A 17,408-nucleotide genomic window follows, 5' to 3' on the forward strand; every position below is an offset into this window, starting at 1 on the left:
GATTCTATCGGGTCAGGCTGGCCCGCTTTTCTTTCACGCTGGTCGCGTAGACGTCCACATACTCCTGCCGGCTGAGGGCCTGCAGCTCGTACATCAGCTCGTCGGTCACGGACCGGAGCACGAACCGGTCGCCCTCCATGCCGTCGAAGCGGCTGAAGTCGAGGGGTTTGCCGATCACGATGCCGATCCGGCGCACCTTCGGGATGCGGGTGCCCGTCGGCATGGCCTTCTCAGTGTCGATCATGGCCACAGGGATGACCGGGACCTCGGCCTCGAGCACCATCCGCGCCACGCCGGTGCGGCCCCGGTACATCTTCGCGTCGGGACTGCGGGTGCCCTCAGGGTAGATGCCGAGCACGCCGCCGGAACCCAGGACGCGCAGGCCGGTGTTGAGGGAATCCTCGGATGCCTTGCCACCCGACCGGTCGATCGGCAGCTGGCCGGTGGCCTTGAAGAACTGGCGTGTCGCCCAGCCCTTGAGCCCCTTGCCCGTGAAGTACTCACTCTTTGCGAGGAAGACGACGCGACGCGGAACGACCAACGGCAGGAACACCGAGTCGATGAACGACAGGTGATTGCTCGCGAGGATCACACCGCCCTCTTTGGGGATGTTCTCGAGCCCGACCACCCAGGGCCGAAAGATAGCCAGCAGCAGAGGGCCGATGACAATGTTTTTCATGAGCCAGTAGAACATCGTTGCTCCCTCGGTAACCCGGAAAGCCTACTGCGCGAAAACGTGTTTCCGCGCCAGGTCGGCCGCACCGACGACACCGGCGTCGTTGACGAGCTGCGCGATGGCGAATTCGGCCTCCGGGTGGAAGCCCCTGGCCGGCAGATTTTCGAGGTATGCGGCGCGGATGGGCTCGAGCAGCAGTTCACCGGCAGCGGCGACGCCCCCGCCGAAGACGAAGATCTGCGGGTCAAGTACGGCCGCCAGGCTTGCGCAGGCCTGCCCGAGCGAGCCGCCCAACTGCCTCAGGGCGGCCAAGGCGCCGTTGTCACCGTCCTGGATCAGCCGGCCGACCTCTTTGCCGGTCAGCTTGCCTTTGCGCTCACGGGCGGCCGCGAGGCCGAGGCCGATTCCGCCGGCATCCGCCAGCTCGGTGGCAATTCGAAGCAGGGCGCGACCCGAACCGTACTGTTCGATGCAGCCGTGGGCGCCGCAGCCGCAGAGGCGACCGCCGGGCACCACGCGCAGATGCCCGAGCTCGGCGGCACAGCCGAAGCCACCGCGGAAGAGACGGTTGTCGGCGACGATAGCTCCGCCCACTCCGGTGCCGATGGTGAGGGTGACCATGTCGGTGTAGCCCCGGCCGGCGCCGAAGGTGAATTCCGCCCAGCCCGCGGCGTTCGCGTCGTTCTCGATCAGGATGGGCAGGTCGAGCCGCGCCTCGAGAGTGGCCCGAAGCGGCTCGTGGCGCCAGTTGACGTTGGGCCCGTAGTAAACGGTGGACTGGGCGGCGTCGATGAAGCCGGCCGCGGCGATCCCGGCGGCGACGACCTCCTCGCCCCCCGAGAGCTCCGTGATCATGTCGACGACGGCGTCTTCGATCCCGCGAGGATCGCTCGCGGTGGTCGGGCGTCGATCCGAGCGGATGATCGTTCCGGATTCGTCGACCAGGGCCGCGGCGATTTTGGTGCCGCCGATGTCGATACCAATGGCGTGCACAGAGGACTTCTTTCGTCGATGGATAAAGTGGGGCGCTCTGCGGGGCGAGACAACGAAGCCGGTGCGTCCCCCTAGAGTGTAGTGAACCAAGACACGGCCAGGCGAAACGGCTGCTTCCACGAAGTGACGTGGATAGAGTGAGGCAAATCGCCCGCCCGGTACCAGAGGAGCTACCGTGAAACAGTACGATCTGCCCGCCATCGTTCCCGCAGACCCACAAGCCAATGTCACCGATCTCCTGGTCGAACGCCTCAAGGCGACGCCCGACTCCGTGTTGTTCTCACTGCCGAGAAACGGAGCTTGGTCCCCCGTCACCACCACGGAGTTTCATGCCCAGGTCGTCGCGCTGGCCAAGGGGCTCGTCACGGCAGGAATCCAGCCCGGAGACAAAATCGGCTTGATGTGCAAGACCCGGTATGAGTGGACGCTGATCGACTTCGCCACCTGGTTCGCCGGTGCCGTGCTGGTCCCCGTTTACGAGACCAGCTCCCCCATCCAGATCCAGTGGATCCTGGGTGACTCCGACGCCGCGGCGGTGATCGTCGAGACCGCCGAGCACTTTTCCCGCTTCGACGAGGTGCACCCCGAGCTCGGCAGCGTGCAGAAGGTCTGGCAGATCGACCTCGGTGACCTCGACAAGCTCGCGGCCTCCGGGGTCGACGTGCCGGATGCCGAAATCGAGCGGCGTCGCTCGCTGGCCGTGGGTTCGGACATCGCCACCCTGATCTACACCTCGGGTTCCACCGGCCGTCCCAAGGGCTGCGTGCTTACCCACTCCAACTTCGTCGAGACGTCGCGCAACTCGGCGGTGGCGCTGAAAGAGGTGCTCACCGACGCGAACGGCGCTTCCACGCTGCTGTTCATCACCACCGCGCACGTTTTCGCCCGATTCATCTCGGTTCTCTGCGTGCACGCCGGTGTGCGCGTCGGTCACCAGCCCGATACCCGGAAGCTGCTCGAATCGCTCGGCACCTTCAAACCCACTTTCCTGCTCGCAGTGCCGCGGGTGTTCGAGAAGGTCTACAACTCCGCCGAGCAGAAGGCGCTGGCCGCCGGCCGAGGCAAGATCTTCGAGACGGCCGCCCAGGTTGCCGTCGACCACTCGATGCTGGTCGATCAGGGCAAGAGCGTTCCGCTGATGCTCAAGCTCAAGTTCACGCTCTTCGACCGTCTGGTCTACAGCAAGCTGCGCGCGGCCATGGGTGGCAACGTGAAGTACGCCGTCTCCGGTTCGGCTCCACTCGGCATGCACCTGGGTCACTTCTACCACAGCCTCGGCATCAAGATCCTGGAGGGCTACGGCCTTACCGAGACAACCGCGCCGACCACCGTGGGTCTGGCCACCAAGTTCAAGATCGGCACCGTAGGCCCACCGCTTCCCGGCGTCTCGGTGCGCGTCCTGGACGACGGCGAAATCGAGGTCAAAGGCGTCAACGTCTTCACGGAGTACTGGAAGAATCCCGTGGCCACCGCGGCCACCTTCCACGACGGATGGCTCCGCACCGGTGACATCGGCGCCATGGACAGCGACGGCTTCCTCACCATCACCGGGCGCAAGAAGGAGATCATCGTCACGGCCGGCGGCAAGAACGTCGCCCCGGCGGCGCTGGAAGACCCGATCCGGTCCAACCCGCTGATCGGCCAGGTGGTCGTCGTCGGCGATCGCAAGCCGTTCATCGCCGCCCTGGTCACGCTCGACCCCGACATGCTCGCGGTCTGGTTGAACAACAACGGCGAGGACGCGGGAATGACGCTGGCCGAGGCATCCGTCAACGCGAAGGTTCTCGCCGAGGTGCAGCGCGCCATCGACCACGCCAACGACCACGTATCGCGGGCGGAGTCGATCCGCAAGTTCACGGTGCTGACGACCGAGCTGACCGAAGCCGCCGGGTACCTGACCCCGAAGCTGAGCATCAAACGGGACATCATCCTGCGGGACTACGCCGATCAGATCGAGGCGATGTACCTGGGCGCCCCGGTGACCGGGACGAACCCGGTCAGCAGCTAGCACTCCCCGCGACGACCAAAACAGGTCCCGTCGTCACAGTGGCGACGGGACCTGTTTCGCGTCGTCCGGCCGCCTGGGTCGGAACCAGTAGATAAGGGAGCCCCAGCGCCGTGCCCAGCGTCGAACCAATTCGACGGAGATTCTGCCGTAGAACTGCCGTTTCTGCACGTTGGGGGACGTTTCCGGCAAAATCTCCGTCGAATTCGTGGGGGGGGCGGAGGCCCTTTAGGGCCTCGGACCCGAACGACTGGGGTCAGAACCAGCTCGACGCGCGGACCTCTTTCATGGCGGCCCGCCGGTTCTCCTTGTCGAGGCGGTCCAGGTAGAGCAAACCGTCGAGGTGGTCGGTCTCGTGCTGCAGGGCCTGAGCCATGATCCCGGACCCGGAGAGTTCGACCGCCGTGCCGTCGAGGTCGATGCCGGTCACCCGGGCGAACGGGTACCGTTTCGTGGGATACCAGAGGCCCGGCACCGACAGGCAGCCCTCGTCGACGAGCTCGGGCTCCCCCGAGACCTCCACGAGGACCGGGTTGAGGATGTACCCGATCTCGCCATCGACGTTAAAACTGAATGCGCGCAGATTCACGCCGATCTGGGAGGCCGCGACGCCGGCCCGGCCGGGCAGTCGCACACTGTCGACCAAGTCCTCGATCAGGCTCCGCACCCGGGCGTCGATCGTGCCGATCGGGTCGGAGACGGTTTTGAGGACGGGGTCTCCGAAGAGACGGATCTGGCGCTCGGGCAAGGGTGACTCCAAGTCATGGATGCGGGGGTACAGGGGTACCGGATCGGTTTAGACGCCGCGGTCGGCCGGAAGACCCTCCACGACGACGGCCGCGAGGGTGCGGGCCGCGAGCCGGGTGATGGGCTTCAGATCGTCGAAGGAGATGATGCTGCCCGCGGCGAGCTGCGGGTCCCAGGGGATGCGCACGATCTCCCGCACCCGAGAGCGGAAATGCGATTCGATCTCTTCCAGCTTCACCAGATTCGTGCCCTGTGTCGCCGTGTTGAGCGCGACGACCGCGTTGCGAACCAGGTCGCCGTAGCCGTTGGCTTCCAACCAGGTCAACGTTTCGGACGCCAGCCGCGCCTCGTCGATGCTGCCCCCGGAGACGATGACGATCGAATCGGCCCGCTGCAGCGTGGCACGCATGACGGAGTGCACGATTCCGGTGCCGCAGTCCGTGAGCATGATCGAGTAGTACCGCGCCGCCAGGTCGGCGACGACGTTGTAGTCGTTCTCGTCGAAGGCCTCGGAGAGGAGCGGGTCGGTGTCGGATGCGAGGATGTCGAGTCGGGTCGCGTCGCGGGAGACCAGCGACGAGAAATCGGTATAGCCGCCGATGGACGCGGCCTTCGTGACCACGTCGCGCACGGTGGACCGGGTCTGTTTCGTGACCCGCTCGGAGAGGGTGCCCCGGTCGGGGTTCGCGTCGACGGCGATGATGCGGTCTTCGCGGGCATCGGCCAGGGCCATGCCGATCAGTGCGGTGACGGTCGTCTTGCCGACCCCGCCCTTGCGGGTGAGGATCGGCACGAAGCGGGTGCCGCCCTCGAAATCCTTGCGGATGCGCGCGTCGAGTTGTTTGGAGGCGCGCACCGTGGCCGAGTCGCCGAGGTTCACCAGATGCAGGGTCGCCGAGTAGACGAAACTGTTCCAGGCTCCGCGGGGCGGCGGTTTGGTGCGACGGTTGACGGCCAGCAGCCGATCGGGCGTGAGCATGGCGGCGGACTCGGGGGCCGGTCCGCCGGCGGGGCGCAGACTCTCCCGGCGGGTGTGCGGAACGGCGTCGCTCACGGCCGGACCGGAGAGGGCGCGGACCGCCCCCGTGACGGCTGCGGACAACCGATCGGCGCGCGCCACGGCCGGGGTGCTGATCTCGATCGTGTGCGTAGCCGGGCGTTTCAGGTTCTCCGGCAGGGCCGCCGCCAGGTTCACGATCGTGTGCGGCGGTAGTTCGCTATGGTACTCGTCTCCCGGCTCGGCGAGAGGCTCGATGGAGGCGTCCGGACCGGACGCCTCGGCGCCTGTGCGCTTATCTGACAAAAAGATCAGTCCCTTCGTCGATAGATCGCACCAAGCCTAGCGTGGACGCACCACCACCAGCAGATCGCCCGCGTCGACCTGCTGGGTTCGCGGCACGGCCACCCGTTCGATGTTTCCCGCGATGGGCGAGGTGATCGCGGCCTCCATTTTCATGGCCTCGATCGAGGCGACGGCCTGCCCGGCCTCGACGGTGTCGCCCTCCTCGACCTGGAGGGTGACCACCCCGGAGAACGGCGCGGCGATCTGGCCCGGCCGGTTGGCATCCGCTTTTTCGGCGACCTTGATGCTGACCGTGATGTTGCGGTCCCGCACGAACACGGGTCGGAGCTGTCCGTTCAGCGTGGTCATGACGGTGCGCATGCCCTTGTCATCGGCCTCGCCGATGGCCTCAAGCCCGACGTAGAGGCGCACGCCCTTGTCGATCTCGACCGCGTGCTCAATGCCCTGCTGGAGACCGTTGAGGTAGTCCACCGTGTCGAGCACGGACAGGTCACCGAAGAGTTCCCGGATCTGCTCGAATTGGCGCGTGGGCGCCGGGAAGAGCAGCTGGTTCAGCATCATTCGGCAGGTGAGGCCGTCGCTGCCCAAGGCCGCGCGTTCCTCCTGGGTGAGCTCGGTGATTCCGACGCGGACGTTGCGCCCGGCGAGAACCTTGCTGCGGAAGGGCTCGGGCCAGCCGCCGGGCAGGTCGCCCAGCTCCCCCGCCATGAAGCCGATCACGGAGTCGGGCACGTCGTAATTGCCCGGGTTCTCAGCGAAGTCGGCCGGGTCGGCACGCACGGCGGCGAGGTAGAGGGCGAGGTCGCCGACCACCTTGGAGGACGGCGTCACCTTCGGCACCCGGCCGAGGATGTCGTTGGCCGCGGCGTACATGTCCTCGATCAGTTCGAAGTCGTCGGCGAGGCCGAGCGCGACCGCTTGCGTACGCAGGTTGGACAGCTGGCCGCCGGGGATCTCGTGCTTGTAGACGCGGCCGGTGGGCGCGCGCAGACCGGATTCGAAGGGATGGTAGACCCGGCGTACATCTTCCCAGTACGGCTCGAGGTCGCAGACGGCCTGTAAGGATATGCCGGTGTCGCGTTCGGTGTGGACGAGCGCGGCGACGAGGGACGACGCCGACGGCTGGCTGGTGGTGCCGGCCATCGGGGCGCTGGCCACGTCGACCGCGTCGGCGCCGGCGCGGCTGGCCGCGAGCAGCGTGGCGAGCTGGCCGCCCGGAGTATCGTGCGTGTGCACGTGCACCGGGAGGTCGAAGCGCGACCGCAGGGCGGTGACGAGCTTCTCGGCCGCGGCGGGGCGCAGCAGGCCGGCCATGTCCTTGATCGCGAGGATGTGCGCGCCGGACTCCACGATCTGCTCCGCGAGCCGGAGGTAGTAGTCCAGGGTGTAAAGCTTCTCGGCCGGGTCGAGCAAATCGCCCGTGTAGCAGAGCGCGACCTCGGCGATGGAGGAGCCCGTCGCCAGCACGGCGTCGATGGCCGGGCGCATCTGCGAGACGTCGTTGAGGGCGTCGAAGATGCGGAAGATGTCGACGCCTGTTTTGGCGGCCTCGCGCACGAACGCATCGGTCACCTCGGTCGGGTACGGAGTGTAACCGACCGTGTTGCGGCCGCGAAGCAGCATCTGCACGTTGATGTTCGGCAGGGCCTCTCGCAGCGACGCCAGTCGTTCCCAGGGGTCTTCGCCGAGGAAGCGCAGCGCCACGTCATAGGTGGCGCCGCCCCAGGCCTCGATCGACAGCAACTCCGGGGTCATCCGGGCCACATACGGGGCCACGGCGACGAGGTCGCGGGTGCGCACCCGGGTTGCCAACAGTGATTGGTGGGCGTCGCGGAAAGTGGTGTCCGTCACGGCCAGGGCGGTCTGGGCACGCAGGTCCGCGGCGAAGCCGGCCGGGCCGAGCAGCTGGAGCCGTTGGCGGGAGCCGGCCGGAGCCGGTTCGGACAGATCGAGCTTCGGCAGCTTCTCGGCCGGGTTCAGCAGGGTCAGCGGCACCCCGTTGGGCTTGTTGACGGTCACGTCGGCGAGCCAATTCAAGATCTTCGTGCCGCGGTCCTTGGAGGCGCGGCCGCGCAGCAGCTCCGGGCGCTCATCGATGAAGGAGGTGCTCAGGTTGCCGGACGCGAAGTCCGGGTCGTCGAGCACGGCCTGCAGGAACGAGATGTTCGTGGACACGCCACGGATACGGAACTCGGCCAGGGCGCGCTTGGATCGGGTCACGGCGGACGGGAAGTCCCGGCCCCGGCAGGTGAGCTTGGCGAGCATCGAGTCGAAGTGCGGGCTGATCTGGGCACCGGGGTTGATTGTGCCGCCGTCGAGCCGGATGCCGGCGCCGCCGGGCGAGCGATAGGTGGTGATCTTGCCCGTGTCCGGGCGGAATCCCATGGTCGGGTCCTCGGTGGTGATGCGGCACTGCAGGGCCGCCCCGCGCAACACGATCTTGTCCTGCGTGAGTTCGAGCTCACGGAGCGTCTGGCCCGCGGCGATGCGGATCTGGGACTGCACGAGGTCGACATCCGTCACCTCTTCGGTCACGGTGTGCTCGACCTGGATGCGCGGATTCATCTCGATGAACACGTGCTGGCCGGCGCGTTCGCCGACCGTGTCGAGCAGGAACTCGACCGTGCCCGCGTTCACGTAGCCGATCGAGCGGGCGAAGGCGACCGCATCGGCGTACAGACGCTGGCGGATCTCGTCAGAGAGGTTCGGCGCCGGAGCGATCTCGATGACTTTCTGATGGCGGCGCTGCACGGAGCAGTCGCGTTCGAACAGGTGCACGGTCTCGCCGGAAGCATCGGCCAGGATCTGGACCTCGATGTGACGCGGCCGCAGTACGGCCTGCTCAAGGAACATGGTCGCGTCGCCGAACGCGCTGTTGGCCTCGCGCATGGCTTCCTCAAGGGAGCCGCGGAGATCGCTCAGCTGAGCCACCCGGCGCATGCCGCGGCCGCCGCCGCCGGCGACGGCCTTGGCGAAGATCGGGAACCCGATATCGTCGGCCGCGGCGATCAGCTCGTCGACGTCGCGTGAGGGCGCGCTGGACCCCAGCACCGGAACGCCCGCCGCGATGGCGTGCTCCTTCGCGGTGACCTTGTTGCCGGCCATCTCGAGCACGTGCTCGCCCGGGCCGATGAAGGTGATGCCGGCCTGGCGGGCCGCGAGGGCCAGCTCGGGGTTCTCCGAAAGGAAGCCGTAACCGGGGTAGATGGCATCGGCTCCGCTCTCCCTGGCCACCCGGATGATCTCGCTCACCGTGAGATAGGCGCGCACCGGGTGTCCCGGTTCGCCGATCTGGTACGCCTCGTCGGCCTTCAGGCGGTGCAGCGAATTGCGGTCCTCGAAAGGGAACACCGCCACGGTTTTGGCACCCAGCTCATAAGCCGCCCGAAAAGCCCGGATCGCGATTTCCCCGCGGTTGGCAACAAGAATTTTCGTAAACATGCAGACCTTTCAAGCGTGACGTCGCGCACAGCTGACGGTTAGGTTCTCCAAGACTAGTGAAGGTAACGTATCTACTTGTGCACGTACTAAGCGTTAGCTCCCTCAAGGGAGGAGTAGGCAAGACCACGGTAACCCTGGGTCTGGCGTCCGCTGCCTTCGCCCGCGGCGTGCGAACCCTGGTGGTGGACATTGATCCGCAGTCGGATGTGTCAACCGGAATGGACATCGAGGTCACCGGCCACCTCAACATCGCCGATGTGCTCGCCTCTCCCAAGGAGAAGGTCGTTCGCGCCGCCATCGTTCCCAGCGGCTGGACGCGCGGCCGCCCCGGCACCATCGACGTGATGATCGGCAGCCCGTCGGCCATTAATTTCGACGGGCCGCACCCGAGCATCCGCGACATCTGGAAGCTCGAAGAGGCACTCTCCACGGTCGAAAAGGACTACGACCTGGTTCTGATCGACTGTGCTCCGTCGCTGAACGCCCTTACCCGCACCGCGTGGGCGGCCAGTGACCGCGTTGCCGTGGTCACCGAACCCGGCCTGTTCTCCGTGGCCGCGGCCGACCGGGCGCTGCGCGCGATCGAAGAGATCCGCCGCGGACTCAGCCCTCGTCTGCAGCCGCTCGGTATCATCGTCAACCGTGCCCGCGTGGCGTCTCTCGAGCACCAGTTCCGGATCAAGGAACTCCGCGACATGTTCGGCCCGCTCGTACTCAGCCCGCAACTGCCGGAACGCACCTCGCTTCAGCAGGCGCAGGGCGCAGCGAAGCCGCTGCACACCTGGCCCGGCGACAGCGCCCAGGAAATGGCGCGCTACTTCGATCAGTTGCTCGAACGCGTGCTGCGCACGGCCCGCATCGGCGAGTACGCGGAACAGCACTAGCCAGGGAGCGTCAGCCGGACAACGTTGACCGGATAGGTTGACCGGTTAGTGTCAGCCGCACAGCGTTAGCCGATCGTGTCGACTGCGTGTGAACGCTCCGCTAAGAGACCTTGCGGCTGCCCCGGCGAAGGGACAGCTCGTCCGACGGGTCGATCGGAAGGGTCTCCAGTTCGACCAGGCTCGTCTCGACCTCGCGTAGCACCTTGCCCACGGCGATGCCGAACACGCCCTGACCGCGGCTGACGAGGTCGATGACCTCATCGTCGGAGGTGCACAGGTAGACGCTGGCGCCGTCGCTCATCAAGGTGGTCTGGGCGAGGTCGCTGACCCCCGACTCGCGCAGTTGGTTCACCGCGGTGCGGATCTGCTGCAGGGAGATGCCGGTGTCGAGGAGCCGCTTGACCAGTTTGAGAACCAGGATGTCCCGGAAGCCGTAGAGACGCTGGGAACCCGAGCCGGCAGCACCGCGCACGGTGGGCTGGACCAGGTCGGTGCGGGCCCAGTAGTCGAGCTGACGGTAGCTGATTCCGGCGGCCCGGGCCGCCACGGCGCCACGGTAGCCGAGGTTGTCGTCGAGCTCGGGCATTCCGTCGGTGAAGAGAAGGCCGAGTCCGTAGCGCGAGGCATCGTCACGCTGATTCAGCTCGCTCATACGATGGCCTCTCGGAGGTGGGTCTGCGATACGGATGATCGCTGCATCCACGCTACCGAGGCGGACCGTCCTGATCAACGACATCCGGTCGAGTAAATTGGCGTGTCGGGCTCGACTACTTGGTCAGGCGCCCCAGGGCAGAACGGATTAGACTGCCGCGGATCACTTCGAGCTGGCCGGCGATCTCGACCGCCATTTCGGCGGCCTTAGCCCGGCTCGATGCGTCTTTACGGCGGGAGAGCGGCACGAGGGCACTCTCGATCAGGCCGAGCTCGCGTTCGGCCGCGCCACGGAATCCGCGCAGGTGGCGGGGCTCGATTCCGCTGCGCTGCAGTTCGACCAGGGCCCGCAGCACGCTGAGCGCGTCGTCGCCGTAGAAGTCGGCCGGCAGGATGATCGATGCGGAAACGGCGTCGTGCAGCAGCATCGCGGAGGCCCCTGCTTCGCGCAGCAGTTCGTCGCGGTCCAGCCGGCGGGCGATCGACAGCATCGACGGTCCCGGCGTCACCCCGCCGGGCAGGGTCGGCGAGAGGCCCGCGTCAAGGTCGGCCAGGTAGCCCCGGATGACCTTGAGGGGGAGGTAGTGATCGCGCTGCATGGAGAGGACCAGGCGCAGCCGGTCCAGGTCACCGGCGCAGAATTTGCGGTAGCCAGACTCCGTGCGCGCCGGCGCGACCAGTCTCTGTTCCTCCAGAAACCGAAGTTTGGACGGGGTCAGTTCCGGAAATTCCGGCGTGAGCCGGGCAAGCACCTGTCCGATGCTGAGCAGTGACGTCGCGCCCGGCGCTCTGGCCTGGGCTGCGGACGCGGGCACTACTCGCTCGCCTGAAGCTTGAGGTCGTGCCGCGAGGCGTAGAACGTCAGCCGGAACTTACCGACCTGGACTTCGGCGCCGTCGTGCAACAGCGCGGTGTCGATGCGGACCCCGTCGAAATACGTGCCGTTGAGGGACACCAGGTCTTTCACCTCGAACTTGGATTCGTGGCGCAGGAACTCCGCGTGCCGACGAGATACCGTGACGTCGTCGAGGAAGATGTCCGCATTGGGGTGACGGCCCACAGTGGTCACGTCCGCATCCAACAGGAAACGAGCGCCGGCGTTCGGGCCGCGCCGGACAACGAGCAGCGCCGAGCCGGAGGGCAGAGCCGCGATGGCTTCCTGTTCTTCGGCCGTGACGTCACCGTCGAGTGATGCCAGCTGGGCCGCGAATTCCTGCCCGAACGTCATCGTCGTGTCGGTATTGGAATAGTTATCGGGCGCGGCCTTGCGCTGGGGTTCATTCGTCTTTTTGGAATCGTTCACCGTACACCTCCTGGTCCTCCAGCGTATCGGATGGAACGGGCTGAATTGCCCGCGGAATGCGAATCACCCGGACGGTCTCGACGGCGTAGATTATGCCTGCCCACCAGTAAAGAAACGCTCCCCAGATGCCAAAGGCCCAGCCCACCGGGAGCGACCACCAGGACACCGTGGGGAAGGCCTCTCCCAGCATGATCATCGGCAGGGCGTAGAAGAGGCAGAAGGTCGCGACCTTGCCGAGCTGGTGAACGGGCAGAGGCCCGAATCCGTAATTCGCGAGGATGACGCCGAGTCCGAGCAGGAACACGTCCCGTCCCACGATGACCAGGACGATCCACCAGGGCATTAGGTCGCGCCAGGCCAGTCCGAGGAGGGCGGCGAAGATGTACAGCCGGTCGGCGGCCGGGTCGAGCAGCTGGCCGAGCCGCGTGATCTGGCCGAACCTCCGGGCCAGGTAGCCGTCGAGGAAATCGGTGAGGCTGGCGACCATCAGCACCAGGAGCGCCCAGGCATCCTCTCCCCGCACCAACACGACCAGAAAGACCGGCACCAGCGCAAGGCGCAGCATGCTGAGCAGATTGGGCAGGGTGATCACCTTTGAGCTGACGCCGGTTCCCTCTGCCCCTGTCACAATCATCGAGTCTACCGACGCGGCGGCCGAACCGGAATGCGGCCTCGTCAGTTTCCCGACACCCGTTTATGCCCCTTGTCGGCGCGTTTCTCGGATTTATCCGACGCGCCCGGCTTCGCCTGGCCGCGGCTGCGCTCCACGCTGCGGCGGAGGGCCTCCATCAGGTCGAGCACCTCTCCCCCGCCTTCCTCGCCTTCCCGGGGTTCGCGGCCGAAGGTGAGCTCGGTGTCGAGGGCTTCGCCCGCGGCGAGCTTCGCCTCGAGCAGTTCGCGGAGCTGGTCCTGGTAGTCGTCCCGAAAATCCTGCGGCGAGAACTCGGCGGCGAAGGAGTCGACCAGTGCGGCCGAAAGCTCGAGCTCCTGGGCGGAGATGCGCACCGACTCCTGGAGCATCGGGAATTCAACGGCCCGCACCTCGTCGCCCCACAGCAGCGACTGCAGCAGCAGCACGTCCCCGCGCACCCGGAGGGCACCGAGTCGGGTCTTCTGCCGCAGCGCGAACCGCACGATCGCGGTGCGGTCGGTGGCGTCGAGCGCACGCCGCAGTAGAACGTAGGCCTTGGGTGAGCCGGAGGGTTCGAGAAAATAGCTGCGCTCGAACATGATCGGGTCGAGCTGGTCGCTCGGCACGAACTCGACGACCTCGATCTCGCGGCTTCTCCCGGCCGGCAGCGTGCGCAGATCCTCGTCGGTGATGACAACCGTCTTGTCGCCGCTGTCCCAGGCCTTGTCGATGTGCGCATAGTCGACGACCCGTCCGCAGCGCTCGCACCGGCGCTGGTAACGGATGCGCCCGCCATCGGCGTCGTGCACCTGGTGCAGGGCGACGTCGTGGTCTTCGGTGGCGCTGTAGACCTTGACGGGCACATTGACCAGCCCGAAGGTGATCGCGCCCTTCCAGATCGATCTCATCACTTCAGTACACACCCGGTGCGCCGAGAGGGCTAGGCACGCTGTGGCCGCGAGAGCATGCTGGAGCTATGAACGAGCGGCCGCCCTCCCCTGACTCCCGCCAGGTCGTCACCGTCGGCGGACACCGGATCACACTCACGCATCTCGACAAGGTGCTCTACTCGGAGTCGGGGACCACGAAGGCCGACGTTCTCGGCTACTACGCGTTCATCGCCGACGTGATGATCCCGCACACCGCGAACCGCCCGGCGACCCGGAAGAGGTGGGTACACGGTGTGGGCACCCGGGACGCACCCGGACACGTGTTCTTCCAGAAGAACCTGGACCAGGCGACGCCGAGCTGGGTGAAACGCCGGCCGATCCAGCATTCGAACCACGTGAGCGAGTACCCGCTGGTCAACGACCTCGCGACGCTGACCTGGCTCGCCCAGATCTCGGCGCTGGAGATCCACGTTCCACAGTGGCAGTTCGGCCGGGGTGGACGCCCGCGCAACCCGGACCGACTGGTGATCGACCTGGACCCCGGCGACGGGGTCACCCTCGACGAGTGCGCGGAGGTCGCCCGTCTGGCCCGGGCCATCCTGCGGGACATGGGCCTGGACCCGCTGCCGGTCACCAGCGGGTCGAAGGGCATCCACCTCTACGCACCGCTGGACCTCACGCACACCTCGGACCAGGTCTCCCAGGTCGCACACGAGCTGGCCCGCGCGCTCGAAGCCGACCATCCGGACCTCATCGTCAGCGATATGAAGAAGGCTCATCGACCGGGGCGGGTGTTCGTGGACTGGAGCCAGAACAGCGCCCACAAGACGACCATCACCCCGTATTCGTTGCGCGGAACGCTGCATCCGATGGTGGCCATGCCGCGCACCTGGCGGGAACTGGCCTCCCCCGGGCTCGCACAGATCGACTACAAGCAGGCGATGCACCGGGTGCAGCGTAGCGGGGACCCGCTGGCCGCGCTGCTCGAGGCACATTCCGGCCGGGGCACCACGGATGCCGGTGGTGCCGGTGACGAGACCGGTAAAGGCGCCGGGGCGGGAGCCGGTGCGCTGGCCGTCTACCTCGGCAAACGAGACGCTTCCCGCACCTCGGAGCCGATGCCGACCGGTGCGCCGGACGCATCCGGGGGTCGGTCATTCGTCATTCAAGAGCACCACGCCCGCAACCTGCACTACGACTTTCGGCTCGAGCACGACGGGGTGCTGACGTCGTGGGTGTTGCCGCGCGGGGTGCCGACCGATCCGGCGAAGAATCGGCTCGCCGTGCGCACCGAGGACCATCCGCTCGAATACGCCACGTTCGAGGGTGATATCCCGGCCGGCGAATACGGGGCCGGCACCATGAGCATCTGGGACCACGGCAGCTACGAGCTGGAGAAGTGGCGGGATGACGAGGTGATCGCCGTGCTGCACGGCGAACCGGGCGGCAGGCTCGGTGGCACGCGGCGCTTTGCCCTGATCCGCACGAAGGGCACGGACGTGGCCGACCGGAACTGGCTGATCCACCTGATGAAGACACGGCCGGCCCGGCGGGCCGGGGACGTGGGCACCGAGGCGGGCGCGACGGCCAAAACGGGCGGCCGGTCCGCACGCCGCACACAATACGGGCCCATGCTTGCCACGCCCGGTTCCATCGCCGACCTGTCCGAAGACGACGAGTGGACCTACGAAATGAAGTGGGACGGCATCCGCGCGCTCGCCTATCTCGGAGCCGCCGGCCTAGGCCCGGACGTGCGCTTGTTCACCCGGAACGGCAGCGACATCACGCACGCGTATCCCGAGCTGGTGCGCGCGTTGCCGGGAGCGGTTTCGGCCGACTTTGCGGTGCTCGACGGGGAGATCGTCGCGATGGACGCGGGCGGGCGGCCGAACTTCGGGCTGCTGCAGACGCGGCTGGGCCTGACCGGTCGCCGACAGATCGAAGCGGCCGAGGCATCCACCCCGGTGCGGTTTCTGGCTTTCGACGTGCTCGAACGTGACGGGGAGCCGCTGCTCGACCTGACGTACACGGCCCGGCGCCGCGTGCTCGAGGAGATTGTCACCGGGTCCGGTGCGGTGCAGGTGCCGCCGGTCTTCACGGGCGACTCCACCCAGGCCGTGGCGACCAGCAGCGAGCTCGGCTTCGAGGGGATCGTCGCCAAGACCCGGGACGGGCGCTACGAGGCCGGTCGGCGGTCCCGATCGTGGATCAAGATCAAGCACCATCGCACCCAGGAGGCGGTGATCGGCGGGTGGCGACCGGGCAACGGGCGCCGAGCCGACACCGTGGGCTCCCTCCTCCTGGGGATTCCGAACGGAGACACGCTGACCTATATCGGCCGGGTCGGCACCGGGTTCCGGGACGCAGACCTCGAGGACCTGCGGGCGCGACTGGATGCCATCGCTGCGGTGGACAACCCCTTCACCGGCATCCCGCCCGCCGGCGCCCGCGATGCGCGGTGGGTGCGCCCGGTGTTGGTGGGCGAGGTGGAATTCTCCGAATGGACCAGCACGGGGCGAGCGCGCCACCCGGTCTGGCGCGGTTGGCGGCCGGACAAGTCACCGGGCGAGGTGGTGCGGGTTTAATGGCGGTGCGGGTTCAGAGGCGGGCGAGTAGGGCCGGCCAGCTGGTGGCGAAGCCCGGATGCAGCGGCAGCGCGTCGACCTCGTGGCGCGGTACCCAGCGCAACGCGATGCTCTCCTGGTCGCTGATCACGGGTTCGAAGCGCTTCGTGGCGCGCACCACGACCGTCGTGTACGACCAGAAACCGAGGTCGAGCACGGAGCTGAACTGCACGGAGACCAGCTCCGGGGGCACGCCGGCCTCTTCGCGGGCCTCCCGCAGAGCCGCTTCGAGCGCACTCTCGTGTTCGTGGCGCGCCCCGCCGGGCAGCCCCCAGGTGTCACCCTGGTGGCTCCAAAGCGCGCGGTGCTGCAGCAGCACCCCCAGCTCCTCGTGGTGCACGAGCAGGCCGGCCGCCCCGAAAAGACCCCAAAACTTGCGGCCGTCGGGCCCGTACACCCACCCGTCACCGTTTGTGCTCATGGCTCAAGCATGCGCCACGGTCCCGTGAATACGCACCGTGTTGAGTTGCATTCGACTCGCGGCGCAGGCTTTGGATGGTGGCGCACGGTAGGACGTGTGCCGGCTTTCGAAGGGTGCGCCACGACGAGCGAGCCGCGCCGAGTGGGTACCTGGGCGGGCTAGAGGGCGACGATGGCGTGCACAGGAGCGTCGCCGAGGCGCGTTCGGCCGACCAGTTCGGTCAGCTCCAGCACGACGCCGACGCCGGTCAGGCGGTAGCCGGCGCGCTCGATGAGCCGGGCGGTCGCGGCGATCGTGCCGCCGGTGGCCAGCACGTCGTCGACGACCAGCACGCGGGAACCCGGCGCGAGCTGGCCGATCTCGAGCTCGAGGCAGGCCGAGCCGTACTCGAGGTCGTACTCCTCGCTCAGCACCGATCCGGGGAGCTTGCCACCTTTGCGCACGACGAGCACGGCGACATCCGCCGCGTAGCCGATCGCCGCGGCCAGCAGGAAGCCGCGGGCCTCAATGCCGGCCACCGCGTCGAATTCACCCTGGAACCGGCCGGCGAGCTCGTCGATCAGCGCTCGAAAAGCGGCGGCGTCGGCGAACACCGGGTTGAGGTCGCGGAAGAGGATGCCCACTTGCGGAAAATCCTGGTACGAGGCGAGAAGGGCGTTGACATGGTCTGCAGCGGGGGTGGGCACCCCACGAGTTTAAGCGTGCGGCCGACGGATGCCGTGCGGGCCTCCCGACGCCCCTCAATGGACGGTTCGGACAGGGCCCCGTGCTAGCCTCGCATTTGGCTAATCAGATTAGGTATTTTTCCGGTATCTTGACTGAATCACCCGAAGGGATGG

At 67.2% G+C, this 17,408-nt stretch carries 15 protein-coding genes; 3 read left to right on the top strand and 12 right to left on the bottom strand.

The window, feature by feature from the left end:
* Positions 1-4 precede the first annotated feature (4 nt).
* Positions 5-694 carry a lysophospholipid acyltransferase family protein gene (locus E3N94_RS01145; protein ID WP_134419385.1) on the bottom strand — a complete coding sequence of 230 codons (690 nt, stop codon included), beginning with the start codon at positions 692-694 and terminating at the stop codon, positions 5-7.
* 27 nt (positions 695-721) lie between these two features.
* Positions 722-1,669: an ROK family glucokinase gene (locus E3N94_RS01150; protein WP_134419386.1), complete on the bottom strand. Its 948-nt coding sequence runs from the start codon at positions 1,667-1,669 to the stop codon at positions 722-724.
* A 175-nt stretch (positions 1,670-1,844) separates the two neighbouring features.
* On the opposite strand from E3N94_RS01150, the gene E3N94_RS01155 reads away from it, so the two are divergent.
* On the top strand, positions 1,845-3,677 hold the full coding sequence (locus E3N94_RS01155) for an AMP-dependent synthetase/ligase (protein ID WP_104099535.1): 1,833 nt from the start codon (positions 1,845-1,847) through the stop codon (positions 3,675-3,677).
* Positions 3,678-3,930: 253 nt separating this feature from the next.
* Here the strand turns inward: E3N94_RS01155 and def are convergent, their stop codons facing one another.
* Genes def through E3N94_RS01170 form a run of 3 tightly spaced genes read right to left on the bottom strand, consistent with a single transcriptional unit; the run spans position 3,931 to position 9,165 of the window.
* Positions 3,931-4,422, bottom strand: a complete 492-nt coding sequence (gene def, locus E3N94_RS01160) for a peptide deformylase (RefSeq protein ID WP_104099536.1) — start codon at positions 4,420-4,422, stop codon at positions 3,931-3,933.
* Between the two features lie 48 nt (positions 4,423-4,470).
* On the bottom strand, positions 4,471-5,724 hold the full coding sequence (locus E3N94_RS01165) for a MinD/ParA family protein (RefSeq protein WP_241976796.1): 1,254 nt from the start codon (positions 5,722-5,724) through the stop codon (positions 4,471-4,473).
* A gap of 36 nt (positions 5,725-5,760) precedes the next feature.
* A complete protein-coding gene (locus tag E3N94_RS01170) occupies positions 5,761-9,165 on the bottom strand; it encodes a pyruvate carboxylase (RefSeq protein WP_104099537.1) in 3,405 nt (1,134 codons plus the stop codon).
* A gap of 77 nt (positions 9,166-9,242) precedes the next feature.
* Here E3N94_RS01170 and E3N94_RS01175 point away from each other — a divergent pair, with 77 nt between their 5' ends.
* Positions 9,243-10,049, top strand: a complete 807-nt coding sequence (locus tag E3N94_RS01175; protein WP_134372980.1) for a ParA family protein — start codon at positions 9,243-9,245, stop codon at positions 10,047-10,049.
* Positions 10,050-10,149: 100 nt separating this feature from the next.
* On the opposite strand, the gene E3N94_RS01180 is transcribed toward E3N94_RS01175, so the two are convergent.
* The 5 genes from E3N94_RS01180 to E3N94_RS01200 all read right to left on the bottom strand — a co-directional run bounded on the left by E3N94_RS01180 (position 10,150) and on the right by E3N94_RS01200 (position 13,542).
* Positions 10,150-10,701 carry a MerR family transcriptional regulator gene (locus tag E3N94_RS01180; protein ID WP_104099539.1) on the bottom strand — a complete coding sequence of 184 codons (552 nt, stop codon included), beginning with the start codon at positions 10,699-10,701 and terminating at the stop codon, positions 10,150-10,152.
* A gap of 115 nt (positions 10,702-10,816) precedes the next feature.
* The gene (locus E3N94_RS01185) at positions 10,817-11,515 is read right to left on the bottom strand and encodes a MerR family transcriptional regulator (protein WP_104099540.1); all 699 of its coding nucleotides are present in this window, start codon (positions 11,513-11,515) and stop codon (positions 10,817-10,819) included.
* Positions 11,515-11,928, bottom strand: a complete 414-nt coding sequence (locus E3N94_RS01190) for an FHA domain-containing protein (RefSeq protein WP_104099541.1) — start codon at positions 11,926-11,928, stop codon at positions 11,515-11,517. Before E3N94_RS01190 ends, E3N94_RS01185 begins: the two co-directional genes overlap by 1 nt.
* Before the next feature lie 49 nt (positions 11,929-11,977).
* Positions 11,978-12,631 carry a CDP-alcohol phosphatidyltransferase family protein gene (locus tag E3N94_RS01195; RefSeq protein ID WP_255409007.1) on the bottom strand — a complete coding sequence of 218 codons (654 nt, stop codon included), beginning with the start codon at positions 12,629-12,631 and terminating at the stop codon, positions 11,978-11,980.
* A 47-nt stretch (positions 12,632-12,678) separates the two neighbouring features.
* A complete protein-coding gene (locus E3N94_RS01200; protein ID WP_134372895.1) occupies positions 12,679-13,542 on the bottom strand; it encodes a Ku protein in 864 nt (287 codons plus the stop codon).
* Positions 13,543-13,610: 68 nt separating this feature from the next.
* Here E3N94_RS01200 and E3N94_RS01205 point away from each other — a divergent pair, with 68 nt between their 5' ends.
* On the top strand, positions 13,611-16,109 hold the full coding sequence (locus tag E3N94_RS01205; protein ID WP_104099544.1) for an ATP-dependent DNA ligase: 2,499 nt from the start codon (positions 13,611-13,613) through the stop codon (positions 16,107-16,109).
* A gap of 13 nt (positions 16,110-16,122) precedes the next feature.
* Here E3N94_RS01205 and E3N94_RS01210 read toward each other — a convergent pair whose 3' ends face one another.
* Both E3N94_RS01210 and E3N94_RS01215 read right to left on the bottom strand, forming a co-directional pair.
* Positions 16,123-16,569 carry an NUDIX hydrolase gene (locus tag E3N94_RS01210; protein ID WP_104099545.1) on the bottom strand — a complete coding sequence of 149 codons (447 nt, stop codon included), beginning with the start codon at positions 16,567-16,569 and terminating at the stop codon, positions 16,123-16,125.
* A gap of 158 nt (positions 16,570-16,727) precedes the next feature.
* Positions 16,728-17,255, bottom strand: a complete 528-nt coding sequence (locus E3N94_RS01215) for an adenine phosphoribosyltransferase (RefSeq protein ID WP_104099329.1) — start codon at positions 17,253-17,255, stop codon at positions 16,728-16,730.
* Between the last annotated feature and the right edge of the window lie 153 nt (positions 17,256-17,408).

Origin of the sequence: Cryobacterium sp. Sr3 (genome assembly GCF_004402835.1) — a bacterium.
Taxonomy (GTDB): domain Bacteria; phylum Actinomycetota; class Actinomycetes; order Actinomycetales; family Microbacteriaceae; genus Cryobacterium; species Cryobacterium sandaracinum.

Coding starts and splice junctions, on each gene's coding strand:
- E3N94_RS01205 (WP_104099544.1), top strand. CDS start 13,611: ATGAACGAGCGGCCGCCCTCCCCTGACTCCCGCCAGGTCGTCACCGTC.
- E3N94_RS01210 (WP_104099545.1), bottom strand. CDS start 16,569: ATGAGCACAAACGGTGACGGGTGGGTGTACGGGCCCGACGGCCGCAAG.
- E3N94_RS01200 (WP_134372895.1), bottom strand. CDS start 13,542: ATGAGATCGATCTGGAAGGGCGCGATCACCTTCGGGCTGGTCAATGTG.
- E3N94_RS01145 (WP_134419385.1), bottom strand. CDS start 694: ATGTTCTACTGGCTCATGAAAAACATTGTCATCGGCCCTCTGCTGCTG.
- E3N94_RS01190 (WP_104099541.1), bottom strand. CDS start 11,928: ATGACGTTCGGGCAGGAATTCGCGGCCCAGCTGGCATCACTCGACGGT.
- E3N94_RS01180 (WP_104099539.1), bottom strand. CDS start 10,701: ATGAGCGAGCTGAATCAGCGTGACGATGCCTCGCGCTACGGACTCGGC.
- E3N94_RS01170 (WP_104099537.1), bottom strand. CDS start 9,165: ATGTTTACGAAAATTCTTGTTGCCAACCGCGGGGAAATCGCGATCCGG.